Raw genomic sequence first — 17,223 nt, forward strand, 5'->3', positions numbered from 1 at the left:
TGTTGGCCGTTTAGAAAGTTGCATTTAGTGTAAGACCGTAGTTACGCGTTGCCGGCATCATAAAGATATCCACCCCACTTAAGGAATTACCTGTAGACATGGTTACTTCAGGATCGAAAGGAGCCTTTTTCGAGATATAGAATAGGTTTCTTCCTACAGCATTTACGCGAAGTTTTTTGAAGAAACTGTCTTTAATATTGAAGTCATAACCGAAAGTCAATTCACGCAACCGCACCACCGTTCCGTCGTAAATATATTGACTGCTAACAGGGCCCATACCAGCTGTGGAAGTGTACCATTTTTCTGCATCGACTGTTGTTACGGCTTTACCGCTTGGTGTAACCCCATTGATACTAACGCCGCCATTGGCACGAGCGTCGCCACTGACTTTTGAAACACCGTAACCATCAAGCAATGCTTGTGTCACCGACATGACCTGATAATCAAATTTACCATCGATCAGGAAGCTTAAGTTGAAATTTTTATAATTGAAACTGTTGTTCCAGCCCATTTGCCAGATCGGGTTGGAATTCCCAAGTTTGGTAAATGTATTATTCTTTTGTGGAATACCATCTTCAGAAATGATAATTCTTCCCTGACCATCACGTACAAAATCCTGACCATAGATATCGCCGAATGAACCACCGACTTTCAGTTTGGAAGCAAAGTTATTGCGGCTTTCACCTGTTAGCGTGAATTCAGTGATCTCGTCTGCAAGTTTTACGATTTTGTTTTTATTGTACGTAAAGTTGACACTGGTCGTCCATTTGAAATCATCATTTTTGATCGCATCCAACGATACCAATGCTTCTACCCCTTGATTCTGAATGTCTCCGGCATTAACCGCATACATGTTGTTGAGGGATGCATTTCCAGCTGCAATTTTGAAAAATTGATTGGTGGTGTTTGTTTTGTAATAAGTAACGTCAACATTCAAACGGTTATTCCACATACGCCATTCTGTACCAATCTCCAAGGAAGCTGTTTTCTCTGGCTTTAATTCTTTCAAGAAAGCAATATCATTTACCGTTAATACCGCATAAGGGTCTACCCGGTTGGTAAGCAATGTGGTGTAAGGCGGAAGGTCGTTTCCGACTTTTGCGTAGGAACCGCGGATTTTGGCCATATTGACAAATTCGGGTAGATTGAGCTTGTCATTTAGTACAATACCCAGACCTACAGAAGGGTAGAAGAAAGACGGTGTACCGGTATAGGCAAGGGTACTTGACCAGTCATTTCTAGCTGTTAAGTCCAGATAAACCCAGTTATCGTACGCTAAGTTAGCCGATGCGAATAGCGACTGTAGCTGTCTCCGGTTTGCGGATAATGTAGACGTAACAGGCGTTGTGGTATTTTGGATAAAGAACTGATTTGGAATTTTCAGCCCATTTTTACCGCTGTTAAAATCAGTACCTTCTGTTTTCCAATCGGTGATACTTGTACCAACCAATCCGGTGATCTGTAGCTTATCACCAATATTAAAGTTCATATTGGCGATCAAATCACCATATTGTTGCGTAATGGTCGTGTTGGTATAGCTATAAGCACCGTTTTCGCGTGCTAAGATGTGTTGCGTGCCGGCATAAGCTTTTCTATCCCATACCTCGCTGGTGCGGTCGACACTACCACGGGCCTGTACGCTGATCCAAGGTGCGATTTTATATTTCGCACTACCGTTTAATAACAGGCGATTGCGTGTAGACCGGGTTGAGTTACGGTTCATAATCCACCAGGGATTCTGTTGCGTAGTTTCGTCGTCCGAAAGTGTAAACCAGTTTTGGTCGTAAAGATTACGGCCTGTGTTAAACGTTTCGTAGTTTTTATAATCCGCGATATTTAAGCTTCGAGGTAATAAGTAGGTTCCAACTAATGGACTGTAATAAAAACCCGAAGTCGGTGCATTATCCAATTTTTGCGTAATGTAATTAGCACTTCCTTCAACGGTCAACTTATTATCAAAGAATGAAGCACTTTCTTTGAGATTGAAGTTGTGACGCATCAGGTCATTTTCTGGAAGAACACCTTTCGCAAGGGTATTGGCATAAGAGAAGTACGTTTGATTTTTTTCGTTACCTCCGGATAGTGTCAATGAATTGGTAAAGTTGCTACCTGTACGGAAAAATTCCCCTACATTATCATAGTTGGCACCATTGGTTTTATCGCCCCAGCTAAATACACTGGTATTACTGTTTTTACCGCCTGAACCTTGACCGTATTGGTTTTGGAATTCAGGTGTCGAGACAGCCTGTTCTATTTGTGCACTTGATGAGAAGTTGATCGTTGTGCGGCCTTGCTTGCCTGATTTTGTTGTAATCAGGATAACGCCATTGGCGGCCTGGCTACCGTATAATGCGGCTGCGGAAGCGCCCTTTAATACAGAGATGTTTTCTATATCCTCTGGATTGATCAATGAAATCGGGTCTCCACCATCGCGCTGTCCACCGAATACATCGTCTGGCTGGTTTGCTAAAGTCTGGTTGTTGATCGGAACCCCATCGACAACATAAAGGACTTGGTTATTACCGGAAGCCGATTTGTTGCCGCGCAAAATAACTTTTGCTGAACCACCTGGTCCAGAAGAGCTGGAAGCAATGTTAACACCGGCAACTTTACCGTTTAAATTATTCGCCAAGTTGGTGCTTTTAACTTTGTTTAATTCGTCACCACTGACCTGTTGCGTAGAGTATGTTAATGATTTTTGTGCACGGCTAATACCCAAAGCAGTAACGACCACACTTTCCAGTTGCTGTGTCTGTTCGTCCAGACTTACCGTCACTGTCGTTTCGCCGGGACCAAGTGTTACCGTTTTGTTTTCGTAACCGACTGTACTGATGTTCAGTATGCGATTCTTGTCATCCACATTGATCTGAAATGCGCCTTTGATATCCGTAGAACTTGCATTGGAAGTACCTAATACTTTGATTGTGGCACCTGGAATAGGAGCTTTGGTTTTTGCGTCTATAACCGTTCCTTTTACCTGGTTGGTTTGCGCGTGCAATAAAGATGCTGAAAAAAGCATTGTTGGAACAATACCTAACACCCTTAATGTAGAGTATAATTTGTTATTCATATAGTATATGTGTTATATTCAGTTTTTTATATACATATTTTCATAACGGTGAAATTTTTAATGAAATGGGCTAATTCCATTTAGCATTTTGGTTAGAAGAGAAGATATTGAATAATCGGGGGGCAAAATAAGTGATTATTTGTAATAGTGTATATGCTATTCAATACCTAAGTTATAGGAAGAAAGAGCGGTGTGATTTCCCTTAATAAAGATCTAATTTACTATAGTTGAGCAAAAATCAAAAATTTTATGAAACAAAAATGATACATATAATGCGATTTTAATAGTTAATGTATTGATATTGTTATGTGTTTTGTCATTTTTTTAAGTAGCGATTTTGGTACTGTCTTTCACCATCAGAAAGATATAAGCGGTTTAATTTCAACCGTGTACTTGATTTAAGAGCGATTTTAAAATAAAAAATGAGCTATTGTTTTGCATGCGGCTTCTATGTGGAAACATTCCCTTTGATGTTTTTGATATTAAAAAGGATAATTGCGACAAGTATGATTCCGTAAGCAATATATTTTATTGGAGAAACGGATTCTCGAAAATAGGTTGCGGCTAAAGTAAATGCGATCAGCGGATTAATATAGAGCAGAACGCCAGTCGTTGTTGATGAAATGCCAATGAGTGCATACATGCTCAGGAAAAGGGGGATAATTGTGAATAGCGATGCGATGAGTATTATGGTGCCCCAAAATATGGGTTCTGCCGGAATTGCATGATGATTGTAGATTAGTTTGGGGATCACAACCAATGCACATATACTGAGTTGGATCACCAATTGATTGAGTTTATCGAAACCCGTAGATACCCGTTGTACGATCAGATAAAAAGCGTAACAGGTGGCAATGGTAATAGCCCAGAGGACATCATGTAACGAACCTTTTGCAAGCAGACAAACGCTGCCAAAGGCAATAAAAAGCGCTGTTTTTTGCTGGTTCGTTAGCTCCTCCTTGAGCATGAGGTAGGCACCCGCCGCAGTGATCAGGGGGCAGGTCAGGTAAGCCAATGCCGCAGACTGAATGCTAATATGGTTGACCGCATAAATATAGGTAAACCAGTTTCCAAAGATGAACGCCGACGCGAGTAGGGTAAGGCAGGTCTGGCGGAGCTTGCCCGCCCGAGGCAGAAGTTGGAACTTCCGAATATCAGCTTGCATGGTTTTTCTTCGAAACAGCAACAGGTATATCCAGAGGATCAGGAGCGCCGTTATTATTCTAAAATACAGAATATCTTCGGCCGGATAGCCGCGTATCCAGCGTACAGGGATAGACATAAATCCCCAGATAAAAGGGGCCAAAAAAGCCGCGAAAAGATATTTTCCGCGGCTTGCTGTTTCGTTGTTATTTTCCACGGATTAATCTTTCCAGGCAATGACCGAAATTTCGACATTTACATTCTTAGGAAGGGTTTTTACCGCAACACACTCACGTGCTGGTTGCGCTTCCTTAAAATATTCGGCATAGACTTCATTGACTAAGGTAAAATTGCCCATATCACTTAAGAAAATCGAAGCTTTGACAACATCTTCAAAAGTATATCCCGCATTGGTCAAGATAGCTTCTACATTTTTCAGTACCTGATGCGCTTCGTCTTTCACACCCGATGAAATTAATTCCATTGTTTCGGGAACCAGAGGAATTTGTCCAGAGACATATAATGTATTACCGGCTTTGATTGCCTGGTTATATGGTCCTATTGCAGCAGGAGCTTTGTCGGTATTTAAAATTTCTTTTTTTGACATGGATAACAGTGTTTAGGAAGTAAAAAATATTTTGTAGATCAGGCCCAATAAAAAAACAATAATGGCCGTTGCATTAATAATATGCATAGCTTTTATGCTGCCATTTGTGGGGCGATCGGCGTTACGCTTTCTAAAGAAGTACATGGAACTAAGTTACAACAGTAAATTAGAAAGTGAAAATGAAAAGATCAAAAACTTTGAACGGATTTCTTGTAGACTACAAAACAAAATCTTATGCAAGTGACAGGTTTTTTTTGAATTTTAGTAACTTGGCAATGAAATAGAATTTATATGAATAATAAGATAGCATTAATTGGTGGCAAAATATACACTGGTGAGTCGATTTTGGAGCAAAGAGCATTGCTGATCAGCGAAGGTAAAATTGTAGCGATTGTCCATGATGATGAGGTGCCTGCAGATTATACCAGTTATCCAGTCGGCGGGTCTAATATTTGTGCTGGGCTGATTGACCTTCAATTGTATGGTGACGGATCGGACTTGTATTCTGCCGAACGTAGTGTAGCCTCTTTGGAACGCATCGCTGAGGGTTTGGTCCGTAAAGGCACAACTTCTTTTATGATGACCTTAGCGACCAATACCATTCCCGTATTTAAGGATGCCATTCGGGTGGCAGAAGGCTTTCGGCACGATGCATTTTTAGGATTGCATCTGGAAGGTCCCTTTTTGAATCCTAAAAAACGGGGTGCGCATCCCGCGGAATTAATTATCGAGCCTACAAAGGAAAAGATTGACGATCTTTTGTCCGGAAATCAGGTTGTCAAGATGATGACCATTGCGCCAGAATGTTTCGCTGATGATATCTTACAGCATTTGCAGGGCTATAATCTATTGCTCAGTGCCGGACATAGTGATGCGACTTTTGAGGAAGGTACCCACGGTTATGATCTGGGGATTCCAACAAGTACCCACCTGTTTAATGCCATGTCGCCGTTACATCATCGCGAAGTCGGGTTAGTCGGCGCAATTTTTAATCATCCGACTGCACAAGCAAGTATTATTGTCGACGGACATCATGTCAGCTTTGAAGCCGTAAAAATTGCGAAACGTCAGATGGCCGAGCGGCTGTTTATGATTACAGATGCTGTAGCCGCCTGCGATAAAGACATCTATCATCACGTATTGAACGATGGCTATTATTCCCTGCCTGATGGCACCATTTCAGGAGCGGCAATCTCCTTGCTTGAGGGGGTAAAAAATGCCGTGCAAAAGGTAGGCATACCACGCGATGAAGCGATCCGAATGGCGACGGTGTATCCGGCAAACCTGCTAAAACGAACGGATATCGGAAATCTAAATGCTGGAAGCATAGCGAATGTCATTGTCTTTAACGACGACTTTAGGTTGGAGCAGGTGATTTTCAAAGGTGAGTTAAAGCATTGATCCATTTCGGAGAAGATTGGCCAATTGACCGACATTGACCAATATTATATGTATCTTCGTTCGTTATTTTGAAAAAACACTATTCTATAGCTTGATGAAACGTTCCCTATTATTTTTGGCAACAGCACTTTTTGTTTTATCTTCTTGTTCATCCAAGAAAAATAAAAAACAGGAGCCTGTTAATACCACAACTACAAATGTCGAAATTGTAAAAAAAGATCCCCCCACAGTGCCCAAGCGCGAACGGGTGAAAAACACAATTGAAACAAAAGAACAGCCAGTTGCAGAAAAGAAGAAGGAAATTGTGGTTGATCTCCCTGTGTTACCACGCGAGTTCCGTGCAGCTTGGGTGGCCTCTGTTGCAAATATCAATTGGCCGAGCAAAAACAACCTGAGTACAGCCGAGCAGCAACAGGAAGCGATCGGCATTCTGGATTTTTTGAAAAATAATAATTTTAATGCCGTAATCTTTCAGGTGCGTCCATCAGCCGATGCTTTTTATAAAAGTGATCTTGAGCCCTGGTCTTTCTTTTTGACTGGAACAGAAGGACAGGCTCCATCTCCTTATTATGATCCACTTGATTTCTGGGTGGAACAGGCGCATAAAAGAGGGATTGAGCTGCATGTTTGGTTGAATCCTTATCGTGCTCATCATACTGCTGGTGGTGCTGTTACCTCGACTTCTATGGCACGTAAAATGCCCGAATCGGTTGTCAAATTAAAACAGGGCTATTATTGGTTTGATCCATCTAAGCAATCTACACAGGATCATGCTGCGCGCGTGGTTATGGATATCGTCAAACGTTATGATATCGATGGTGTGCATTTTGACGATTATTTCTATCCTTACGCGGAATATAATGGTGGCCAGGATTTTCCGGATTCGGATAGTTACAATGAATACAGACGTAATGGAGGGGATTTATCGCGCGGAGACTTCCGTAGAAATAGCGTAAATACCTTTATCGAACGTATTTATAAGGATATTAAGAAAGAGAAAAATTTTGTGAAATTCGGTATCAGTCCCTTTGGTATCTGGAAACCTGGTTATCCGGCAGGGATCCAGGGCTCCAGCCAGTATGATATGCTTTATGCAGATGCTAAATTATGGTTGAACAAAGGCTGGATAGACTATTTTGCTCCCCAGCTGTATTGGCCTATACAGCCAGCCAGACAGAGCTATACGGCTTTGTTAAAATGGTGGGAAAGTGAGAATACATTGGGACGCCACCTGTGGCCAGGTATCAATACAGTTGGCAGACGTGGTCCGGAATATGTTCAGGAAATTGTTAATCAAGTGGAGGCAGCGCGTACACTATTGCCTGATAACCGGGAAGGGGTGATCCACTGGAGTCTGGCAGGGCTTACCAAAAACCCGGCCATGACACAAGCTTTGGTGAATGGTCCTTATCAGGTGAAAGCATTGGTGCCAACAAGCCCTTGGTTGAATGCAAATCCTTTGTTAAAACCGACTTTGCTACTGACTCCACAGGGAGGAAATATCTTTGCGAAATGGCAGCACCAGCAAATTGATCAGGTTTCAAAATGGGTACTATATCTCAACTACGGTGGGGTATGGCAATATGAGATTCTGGATCCGGGAGTTACAAGTAAGGACATTCCAACGACATTAAACAACAAAAAACTGCAGTATATTGCGGTAAAAGCTGTTGACCGCCTGAGCAATGAAGGGCCTTATGTCGCTGAGAAGATAAAATAACGAGTTATTGTGTTATCAACACTTAAAAAAGGGATATCTGAATTTTAGATATCCCTTTTTTGTTTTGAATTGTAATCTATGCAAGGTAAATTTATAGTTATGGAAGAAATCTATAAAACGGTAAGCGACTCTGTGATTCGGATGTCACAGCTGATGTTGCCCTCAAATGCTAATTTTGGCGGTAAAATTCACGGCGGTTATATTTTATCCTTGATGGATCAGATCGCATTTGCTGTCGCGTCTAAATTTTCAGCACATTATTGTGTGACGGCATCAGTTGGCAAAGTTGATTTTTTGAAGCCTATTGAGGTGGGTGAATTGGTGACATTGATCGCTTCTGTCAATTATGTGGGTAACTCTTCTATGGAAGTCGGTATTCGGGTCGAAGCCATGAATATTCAGACGGGAGAAACCAAGCATTGTAATTCCTCTTATTTTACGATGGTGGCAAAAGACGAAACAGGCAAGCCTGCCCGGGTGCCAAGGTTAATATTGGAAACCGAAAAAGATGTATTTCGTTTCTACCGCTGTGTGGTGAAGATGGAGGTCGACAAAGAAAGAGACCGTGCTATTCACGATCTGGAAACGGATTCCGCCGAACAACAGGCTTATATTAAGCAACATTTTGATGTGAAGATCAGTCTGAACTCTTAGGTCTCCTTCCCTTTCTTACCATTCAAATGTCCCTAGATATTTACTGTCTGTGCATTCGTCGCTTCCGTATGTTCTATGGAAAAATACATAGATGTGGTAGTTGCCGATATGCTGTTGTCGTTGAAGTTTCACTGTCTGTGTTCGCTGAGCAAGTGTATTCATGCTGTGATTTGTGAAAGCGCACTCGTCCGGATTGTATAGCAGCAAACGGCAACTACTTGAGTTGATGTCGTATTGTGCTGCGATATTTGCGTCATATTCCCAGAAGAGTGTGAATGTTTCTGTCTCTTTATCTACCTGAAATGTATGGGAGGAGACAGGGTTAGGCCCCCCTTTACTAACGCGGAAGTTTATATAATTGACTGCATAGCCAGTAGCAGTTTTTTCTATAGCATTATTGAGGTTGTAGGACATGGCATTACTGTAAGCCTTTTTATTGGGGTTATAGTTTTTAAATCCGACCCGTATTAAATCTAGCATTGGAGAGATAAATTTTTGGATGAGGGAGAAACGCGAGCGTGACTGGATTTGATCCGCAGAAGGTTTTTTTCTACTTTTCTTAGGTAAGCCCCTAGCATAGGTTGTATTTCCATTGGTAACAAACACTACTGATCCTGCTTTACCTGAAAGCGTGCCGTTGGCACCGTTTTTAATGACTGCCATAATCTAAGTTAATTGCTTATTTATTTTTCTTTAAGCTACAAAATAAATAAGCATTTATCAATATGAAGTTCGACTTTATCTCGGATCTTTTACAGATCTAAGACGGAACTTAGTCGGATTTTATTCGGTCACAACCGAAGAAGCACCGAAGAAGTACCGAACAAGTACCGAAGAAGCACCGAGTAATCTCTGAATACAATGGCAATTAAATAGCTTAAAATGGTGGTTCCGACCTGGCATTTCCTTGCATAAGCACGCTGTTATGTGTTGGATGCTGCATGCTATTGGTGGTTTTGTTGTGCTAATGTTTTTTTTCTGCTATCAAATTCGGTGAAAAGGTGTTGCTAAATGCTTTTATAAGATGTTTTGGTTTTTATTTTGCTGTGCTATGCGTTTTTGTATCTGTTTTTATAGGAATTAATGGTTTTTTTGCTGTCAGATTGTGCGTTAATGTGTTTATTGTTATTTCTTTTTCAAATAATTATGCATAAGCTTGCAAAAACAGGAAGCTTTTCATACTATTGTATAGTAATTGATATAAACTTAGGGTTGGAACCGCCCGTTATGGAAAATTATTAACAACTAACTAAAAACCATGAATAAAAAAATTCTCTTATTCTGTTCAGGGGTGATGCTGTCAACCAGTTTATGGGCACAGACCAAAACTGTAACGGGTAAAGTGACGAATGCTTCTGATGGTGGTACAATGCCTAATGTAACCGTAAGCATCAAAGGTAAATCTGTCAGTACACAAACTAAGCCTGATGGAAGTTTCACCATCAATGCGGAGCCAGGCGATATTTTGATTTTCAGAGCCGTGGGTTCTCAGGAAAGACAACAACTGGTTGGGACAAATGCAACGATCAATGTTACGCTTTCTGGCAGTGAGGAGGCGCTTGAAGAGGTGGTTGTGACGGCCATGGGAATTAAGAAGGAAAAAAAGGCGCTTGGCTATGCTGTTCAGGACATAAAATCGGATGAGTTGATGAAGAATAAGACGGCAAACGTGGTCAATTCATTGGCAGGGAAGATTGCAGGGGTTAATGTAACACAGGCTTCGGGTTCTGCCGGTGCCGGAGCGCAGATTATTCTTCGCGGCGGAACTTCTCTTGAGCGCGACAACCAGCCCTTGTTTGTTGTAGACGGTGTGATCTACGATAACTCTACGGTTATTGGAGGAAATAGTGCCTTCGATGGCGCTCAAGCAACAGCAACCTCTAACAGTAACCGGGTGATGGATATTAATCCCGAAGATATCGACAATGTGTCGGTGTTGAAAGGTCCGGCTGCGGCAGCCTTATACGGGTCAAGAGCTGCTGCGGGAGCTATTATCATTACGACGAAAAAGGGACAAGAAGGGCGTACGGAGATTGGTTTTTCAAGTAGATTTTCAAATAATTGGGTGAATCGCTTGCCAGAGCAGCAAGGAAAATACAAACGTGGCTATTATAACAGTGCGGGTGTACTGGATGATTATACCACGCAATCCTGGGGCGAAAAATTTGGAAGTAATGATGTTGTTTATAACAACGTGAAAGATTTCTTCCAGCATTCGACGGTATTTGACAATACCGTTAATTTATCCGGCGGAAATAAAAATGGATCATTCTATCTGTCTGGTTCCCGCTTTGATCAAAAGGGTATCGTACCTAATACAAGCTTTGACAAAACCACGTTCCGCTTTAATGGGGATCAAAAATTTGGTAAACTGACGGTGGGCGCTAATGTGGGGTATTCGCTGGCAAATACAGATAAAACCCTAACTTCCGCGGGGCTATGGGGATCAGGTGGTACAGGAGCGATGGAGTCCCTGTACAGCTGGTCAAGAAGTGATAATATGAAGAAATACCTCAACGATGACGGGTCGAAGTATCGGATGTTTGAAGGCCGCCAGCCGCTAGAATCTGATGTCGAAAATCCATACTGGACAATCAATAAAAATATTTTGGGCGATAACACCGAGCGTATTACAGGTAGTATCAATGCAAGTATGCCCATCTTCGATTGGTGGAGCCTGACCTATCGTGTCGGGATGGATAGTTATCTGACTAAAAACTCAACTATTATCGGTGAAGGTGGTGCAATTAAGAAACCTTGGCAAAAAGGTATGATGTCGGAAAGTGATTTCAAATACAACTATTGGTCTTCCAACATCATGTCCAATTTCAATAAAAAGGTAGGTGATTTTGATTTAGGCGCTTTAGTGGGATTTTTCTCGGAACAAACCAAGACGACAACAAACCGCCGTATGGGCTATCATTTTGAGGTAGACAATTTTTACAGCTTCGAAAATATAGCAGCAGCGAATAAACAGTTCGCAGTAAACAATACAAAAAAACGTCTTTTTGGTTTGTACGGTGAGTTAAGAGCTTCATATAAAAATATGTTGTTTTTGAATGTTACGGGAAGAAATGACTGGACCTCGACGTTACCAGTAGACAATAGGTCTTATTTTTATCCTTCTGTTGGTGGTAGCTTTGTGTTTACCGAACTCATGAAAGACAGTCGCCCAGACTGGTTGGATTTTGGAAAGCTGAGAGCTTCCTGGGCGCGCGTGGGTAAGGACGCAAATCCGTATGTAACCAATACCTACCTTTGGAAGCCTGTTGAATATTTAGGTGGAATTGTAGGCGCGGGAAATAACTGGCAGAAAGGTAATCCGTTTTTGAAACCTGAAACAACAGGTTCGTTTGAAGTCGGTGCTGAATTGCGCTTTTTTAAGGGGCGATTGGGCGTGGATTATGCCTACTATACCAATAATTCCTATAACCAGATTCTGTCTCCACGTTTAGGACAATCGACTGGATATATTTTCATCTCAGTCAACGGTGGCGATATCTACAATAAAGGGATGGAGTTGTCCTTAACTGGTAAGCCGATTGTGAAAAACGACTTTGTTTGGGAATCTACGTTAAACATGTCCAGAAACAAAGGGACAGTAGATAACTTGCTCGCAGGGGTCAATATTTTGTATGTCACAGACGTGCAGGTAGGGAATGCGAAAGCTGCATCCTTTAACGGAGGAAACTTTATGGGGATCTCAGGTTCGCAATGGACCCGTACACCTGATGGAAAAGTTGTTTTGGACGCTAATACGGGTATGCCAACAAGTGACAACCAGACGACATATAATATCGGAAACCGTGAGCCTAAGCTGACAGGTGGATTCAATAACAGCTTGACTTATAAAAATTTTAATCTGTCCTTCCTGTTTGATTTCCGTATAGGTGGCGATATCTATAACGGTACAGATTATGCGATGACGATTAATGGAATGAGCAAGCGAACCGAAGATCGTGATCAGCTGATTTTGGACGGAGCCATCCGTAACGGCGGAACAAACGACGCTCCGGTGTACGAAAACAAAACATTCACTTTCTTGGCCGACCAGATGTACACGATTAAAGGTGTGTCAACAAGCGGACGGAAGATTATCCAAGATTATTGGAGTGATTTCTACGCCCGTGAAAGTGCGAACTTTATGGTGAAAACAAACTGGTTGCGCTTGCGGAATATCTCGATGTCCTACAACTTTTCGGACGGTGTCCTGAAGAATGCCGGTGTTTCCAAAGTGGTAAAAGGTCTTACAGCTACTTTGACTGGTACTAATCTTTGGTTGTTGACCAACTACAAAGGGCTTGATCCGGAGGCCTCCGCTGCCGGATCTGGTGTAACGGGATCTAGTTCGGTAGGTATTGATTACAACGGTGTGCCAAGTACAGCCGGTGTTATGTTTGGTTTAAATTTTAGATTTTAAGATAGAAAAGTCATGAATAAATATAAGAGAATAGTCTCATTTCTGTTGGTTCTAACTTTATTTTCGTCCTGTAGTAAGAATTGGTTGGATATCAATATAGACCCGAATACGCCATCCAGCACCGTGGCTTCGGTCCAGAGTCGTTTGGCTTGGATACAGCATTATTACATGTATGCACAAGGTACAGCGGGGACACGGGCCGGGTTTGTGACACAGCAACTGACATTTGTCAACGGTACGGCATCAAACAGTATGATTGCTGGCTGGAACCCTGCGGCAGGTATGTCGACCACACCTTATCAGTTTTTCTTTGTCGGTGCAGGGGCAAATTTTAAGGATATGGAAGATAAGGCTACGGCCGATAAGGCTTATCATTATCTTGGTGCATTGCATGCTATCCGTGCCATGGGTTTTATGCTAATGACGGATTGGTATGGTGAGATGCCTTACACGGAGGCTTTGGGTACCATCATAACGCCAAAATTTGATGGTGGAAAAGTGATTTTCGAAGGTTGTCTTGCTGATATTGATAAGGCAATTGAATACTTTAATATGACGCAGCCTGGCACTGCTGCTCCCTTGTCGGCCGGCGACAGCTGGAATGGTGGCGATGTAAGTAAGTGGCTGAAGATGTGTTATGGCTTAAAAGCGCGATGGTTGAATAATCTATCGAAAAAGAGCGCTTTGTACAAACCGGATGATGTATTGGCGGCGTTAAATAAGGCTGCCACTTCGGTGGGAGAAAGTACAGTGATAGCTCATATGGATGATGCGACTGATAATATCGGGGATATCCTATTTGCAGATCCTGTAAAAACGTCTATCGTTTTTAATAATGCGGGTATGAATACCAATACTTTGGTTACGAAATGGTATGAGAATTTATTAACCAATTTTGACAATAAAGGCATAGAGGATCCGCGGGCAGACAAATTATTGCCTTGGGCAGAATACGGCTATCCCAAAAAGATGATACGGTCAAAGGGAGTAGATATGCAGTCTACTATCCGCATGAACTCCGGGCCGATAGCATCCTCTTATAATGATAAAGATGTGGCTATTCAGAGTAATGGCCGTACGGTAAACCCACACTCCTGGTATATTAACAGTGCCAATACAGCACGTTGGGGGGATACCGTTTATGTATCCATTAAAAGTAGTTCCAAGGGATATGACAGCGATGTGTCGGATACCTATAGATGGAAAGATGGTACCGTGGCTGCTTCAGGTACATTTTATTCGCGTCCCGATGCGCCTACCCATTTGGTTGCATACCCCGAAATGTGCTTTATTAAAGCTGAGGTCTTATTTAATAAGGGAGATAAAGCAGGTGCCTTCAATGCCTATAAAGAGGGAATTAAAGCACATATTGACTTAATGAATATAAAGCTGGGTTCTTATGCAGACGCCAGTCCGAGCAAATCGCCAATGACCCAGGCTAAGATCGATAATTTTCTGAACAATGGCATTGGTACGGCGGGAGATATTACATTGGCTAAAATTATGACACAAAAGTTTATCGCACTTTCGTTTTCACAGCAAAACTGGAATGATATGCGTCGCTATGATTTTAGCAATTTGGTATATCCAGGCTGGGCTGTTCCTTATGAGTACACGGTGACTGCGGCAGCGCAGACTAAAATACCGCAAGGAAAGCAATTTAGAAGAGTCCGTCAGGTTTCGCATGAGATCAACTACAATTCCGATAATTTGAAAGCATCTCACCCGAATGCGTTAAATGACGATATCTGGTCATTCCCGGTTTGGTGGGATACCAAAGAATAAGTTAAATTTGAAAGCCGCAACTGCGGCTTTCTTCATCTAGTTTGTTTTTGTCATGAAATATTGTATAAATTTCCTTTTTCTTTTTATGCCATTTGTGCTTTTTGCACAATCCCCCAAGATTATTCAAAAACCGATTACCTGGGACAAGGAGCGTATTCAGCTTTCGTTGGATTACCTGAAAAATCGGCATGGCCTGACACAGTCAACACCTGTTATCCAACCTAAAATGGTGGTGGTGCATTGGACGGCCAATAACAGCGTAAAAGCAACTTTTAATACTTTTAATCCTGTCAGACTTCCGGGGCGTCCGGAACTGACCAAGGCCAGTGCCTTGAATGTATCTTCGCAATTTGTCATCGATCGTGACGGTACGATTTATCAGTTTTTACCAGATTCTATTTTTGCACGGCATACCATAGGTCTCAACTATTGTGCAATAGGGATAGAAAATATAGGTAGTCGCCAGAATCCACTGACTGATGCACAATTGAAAGCAAATGAAGAGCTTATCCGTTACCTCAGTAAAAAATATCCGATTGAATTTGTGTTGGGTCACCATGAGTACCAACGTTTTAAGAAAACAAGCTGGTGGAAAGAAACTGATCCCAATTACATCACGGGTAAAGATGATCCGGGAGATAAATTTATACATGAGCTAAGAAAGCATCTTGTCGATCTGAAATTGAATCCCCTACCTTAAATCATGCCTAATCGAAGAATTTCGTTCTGCAGGTAAATTGCGTTTTCCTACAGGAATAAGTAATAAGTGTGCAATTGGTGATCGTTTTGCAATATATTTTGCTGGTTTGCTGTATTTTGCTGCATTGTTAATAAAATGTTAATTGTATTTGATTTGTTACGTGAGCGTGTGCTCTGCACACTTACTTATTTTTCTTTTTAATCGTCTGATTTATTGTAATCGACTGTATTTCAATTTATTGTAATGTATTTTTGCTTTCAGTCTCAACTAATATATTGCGGTTTAATTCCTGTTACAGAAGTAATTTGTAAGTGAATACTTACTTTCTTTTGCGTTTTTATGTTGCTTTAAGTTTTAAAAACGAAAAGTTCTACTTACTTTTATTCTGATTTTCAATTATTCGTGCATAAAACTGCAATTTGTGCATGATCTAAGAGTCTATTTATGATGAAAAATGCCTTATTAAAGCTATCCTTTTTAATTTCTGTTGTTGCTTGGGTTTCCTGTGGGAATTCGTTGAAGTCTATGCAAGCGAGCAAAACCGCAGTAAACAGCATGGCCGGCCGGATAACGAGCCAAGTTGTTATTCCGGGTGCAGATCAACTTACGCTGTATTTACCACAACTAAAAGGTAAGAAAGTGGGAATAATGGGGAATCAAACTTCCATTGTAGGGGCTGATAAAAAACATCTTGTCGATGTCTTGATCGATAATAAGGTTGATTTGAAGTTTGCCTTTGCGCCTGAACATGGTTTCCGCGGGAACGTTGAACGTGGTGAGAAGTTTGGGAATGATGTTGATCAAAAGACTGGTTTGCCGCTGTTTACATTGTATGGAGGTAATAAGAAACAAGATTCTATCGTCAATTCCATTGATGTGATGATCTTCGACCTGCAGGACGTTGGGGCACGCTTTTATACATACATCACTTCTTTGCACCGTGTAATGGAATTATGTGCAAAGCATAATAAAAAATTAATTGTACTGGATCGTCCAAATCCAAATGGCGACCAGGTGGATGGACCTGTAAGGCATGATGATAAGTTTAAATCAGATGTTTCCTGGCATAAAATAGCCATGATCCATGGTTTAACAATCGGCGAGCTGGCGCAGATGATCAATGGAGAGCGGTGGCTTGAGCATGGCCGCCAGGCCGATATAACGATTGTACAGGTCAAAAATTGGAATCATAACAGTAGGTATGAGCTGCCGGTCATCCCATCGCCAAGTCTGCCAAATTATCTTTCTGTTCGGTTGTACCTTTCATTATGTCTTTTTGAAGGTACGGATATTTCGGTAGGTCGGGGTACGGATTGGCCGTTCCAGGTATTAGGTTATACAAATCCGGTCTATGGCTCCTTTACTTTTACACCGGGCGAACGTCACGGTATGTCCAAACATGTGGAGGGCAAAGGAACAGTTAATTATGGTGTTGATTTGCGCGGTCTGGATGCTGATCATCAAAAATTTACCTTAAAATATCTGTTGGACTTTTATCAAAAGACACCTGATAAATCCACTTTCTTCGCGCGGCCTGAATTTTTTGATAAGCTTGCGGGGACAGATCAATTACGTAAGCAAATCCTTGCCGGACAATCTGAAGCTCAGATTCGTGCTTCTTGGTCCGATGACCTGAAAGCCTATAAGCAAATGCGTAAAAAGTATCTGCTTTATACTGATTTTGAATAGCAATAACTAACAATATTAACTAGAATCATTTATT

General features: G+C 41.6%; 12 protein-coding genes. 7 read left to right on the plus strand and 5 right to left on the minus strand.

Annotated elements, in window-relative coordinates; all coding sequences use genetic code 11:
- Positions 1-10: 10 nt before the first annotated feature.
- From L1283_RS07705 to L1283_RS07720, 4 genes are all read right to left on the minus strand, one after another.
- Positions 11-3,070, minus strand: coding sequence for a SusC/RagA family TonB-linked outer membrane protein (locus L1283_RS07705; protein WP_341831113.1), 3,060 nt, complete (start codon positions 3,068-3,070; stop codon positions 11-13).
- Positions 3,071-3,518: 448 nt separating this feature from the next.
- Positions 3,519-4,430, minus strand: coding sequence for an EamA family transporter (locus L1283_RS07710; RefSeq protein WP_429625992.1), 912 nt, complete (start codon positions 4,428-4,430; stop codon positions 3,519-3,521).
- A 3-nt stretch (positions 4,431-4,433) separates the two neighbouring features.
- Positions 4,434-4,820 (minus strand): RidA family protein, encoded by a 387-nt coding sequence (locus L1283_RS07715; RefSeq protein WP_159333461.1) that lies wholly within the window; start codon positions 4,818-4,820, stop codon positions 4,434-4,436.
- Between the two features lie 12 nt (positions 4,821-4,832).
- Positions 4,833-4,964 carry a DUF6728 family protein gene (locus L1283_RS07720; protein WP_312128511.1) on the minus strand — a complete coding sequence of 44 codons (132 nt, stop codon included), beginning with the start codon at positions 4,962-4,964 and terminating at the stop codon, positions 4,833-4,835.
- Positions 4,965-5,111: 147 nt separating this feature from the next.
- Here L1283_RS07720 and nagA point away from each other — a divergent pair, with 147 nt between their 5' ends.
- The 3 genes from nagA (at position 5,112) to L1283_RS07735 (ending at position 8,595) form a co-directional block, all read left to right on the plus strand.
- Complete coding sequence (gene nagA / locus L1283_RS07725; protein ID WP_429625993.1) at positions 5,112-6,221, plus strand: N-acetylglucosamine-6-phosphate deacetylase; 1,110 nt, start codon at positions 5,112-5,114, stop codon at positions 6,219-6,221.
- Between the two features lie 94 nt (positions 6,222-6,315).
- Entirely contained in the window at positions 6,316-7,941 is a 1,626-nt protein-coding gene (locus L1283_RS07730; protein ID WP_429625994.1) for a glycoside hydrolase family 10 protein, read from the plus strand.
- A gap of 99 nt (positions 7,942-8,040) precedes the next feature.
- Entirely contained in the window at positions 8,041-8,595 is a 555-nt protein-coding gene (locus L1283_RS07735; RefSeq protein WP_341831117.1) for an acyl-CoA thioesterase, read from the plus strand.
- 15 nt (positions 8,596-8,610) lie between these two features.
- Here L1283_RS07735 and L1283_RS07740 read toward each other — a convergent pair whose 3' ends face one another.
- Positions 8,611-9,258, minus strand: coding sequence for a DUF6266 family protein (locus L1283_RS07740; protein ID WP_341831118.1), 648 nt, complete (start codon positions 9,256-9,258; stop codon positions 8,611-8,613).
- 595 nt (positions 9,259-9,853) lie between these two features.
- On the opposite strand from L1283_RS07740, the gene L1283_RS07745 reads away from it, so the two are divergent.
- From L1283_RS07745 to L1283_RS07760, 4 genes are all read left to right on the plus strand, one after another.
- Positions 9,854-13,015: a SusC/RagA family TonB-linked outer membrane protein gene (locus tag L1283_RS07745; protein WP_286710256.1), complete on the plus strand. Its 3,162-nt coding sequence runs from the start codon at positions 9,854-9,856 to the stop codon at positions 13,013-13,015.
- A gap of 12 nt (positions 13,016-13,027) precedes the next feature.
- Entirely contained in the window at positions 13,028-14,800 is a 1,773-nt protein-coding gene (locus L1283_RS07750) for a SusD/RagB family nutrient-binding outer membrane lipoprotein (protein ID WP_429625995.1), read from the plus strand.
- Positions 14,801-14,852: 52 nt separating this feature from the next.
- Positions 14,853-15,500 (plus strand): N-acetylmuramoyl-L-alanine amidase, encoded by a 648-nt coding sequence (locus L1283_RS07755; protein ID WP_429625996.1) that lies wholly within the window; start codon positions 14,853-14,855, stop codon positions 15,498-15,500.
- A gap of 444 nt (positions 15,501-15,944) precedes the next feature.
- Entirely contained in the window at positions 15,945-17,189 is a 1,245-nt protein-coding gene (locus tag L1283_RS07760; RefSeq protein ID WP_341831120.1) for an exo-beta-N-acetylmuramidase NamZ family protein, read from the plus strand.
- Positions 17,190-17,223: the final 34 nt, after the last annotated feature.

This window comes from Sphingobacterium sp. HSC-15S19, from assembly GCF_050433745.1.
In the GTDB taxonomy this organism is placed as follows: domain Bacteria; phylum Bacteroidota; class Bacteroidia; order Sphingobacteriales; family Sphingobacteriaceae; genus Sphingobacterium; species Sphingobacterium siyangense.

Excerpts from the sequence above, each read along its gene's own strand:
- L1283_RS07705 (WP_341831113.1), bottom strand. The coding sequence starts at position 3,070 with ATGAATAACAAATTATACTCTACATTAAGGGTGTTAGGTATTGTTCCA.
- L1283_RS07715 (WP_159333461.1), bottom strand. The coding sequence starts at position 4,820 with ATGTCAAAAAAAGAAATTTTAAATACCGACAAAGCTCCTGCTGCAATA.
- L1283_RS07720 (WP_312128511.1), bottom strand. The coding sequence starts at position 4,964 with ATGTACTTCTTTAGAAAGCGTAACGCCGATCGCCCCACAAATGGCAGC.
- nagA (WP_429625993.1), top strand. The coding sequence starts at position 5,112 with ATGAATAATAAGATAGCATTAATTGGTGGCAAAATATACACTGGTGAG.
- L1283_RS07730 (WP_429625994.1), top strand. The coding sequence starts at position 6,316 with ATGAAACGTTCCCTATTATTTTTGGCAACAGCACTTTTTGTTTTATCT.
- L1283_RS07735 (WP_341831117.1), top strand. The coding sequence starts at position 8,041 with ATGGAAGAAATCTATAAAACGGTAAGCGACTCTGTGATTCGGATGTCA.
- L1283_RS07740 (WP_341831118.1), bottom strand. The coding sequence starts at position 9,258 with ATGGCAGTCATTAAAAACGGTGCCAACGGCACGCTTTCAGGTAAAGCA.
- L1283_RS07745 (WP_286710256.1), top strand. The coding sequence starts at position 9,854 with ATGAATAAAAAAATTCTCTTATTCTGTTCAGGGGTGATGCTGTCAACC.
- L1283_RS07750 (WP_429625995.1), top strand. The coding sequence starts at position 13,028 with ATGAATAAATATAAGAGAATAGTCTCATTTCTGTTGGTTCTAACTTTA.
- L1283_RS07755 (WP_429625996.1), top strand. The coding sequence starts at position 14,853 with ATGAAATATTGTATAAATTTCCTTTTTCTTTTTATGCCATTTGTGCTT.
- L1283_RS07760 (WP_341831120.1), top strand. The coding sequence starts at position 15,945 with ATGATGAAAAATGCCTTATTAAAGCTATCCTTTTTAATTTCTGTTGTT.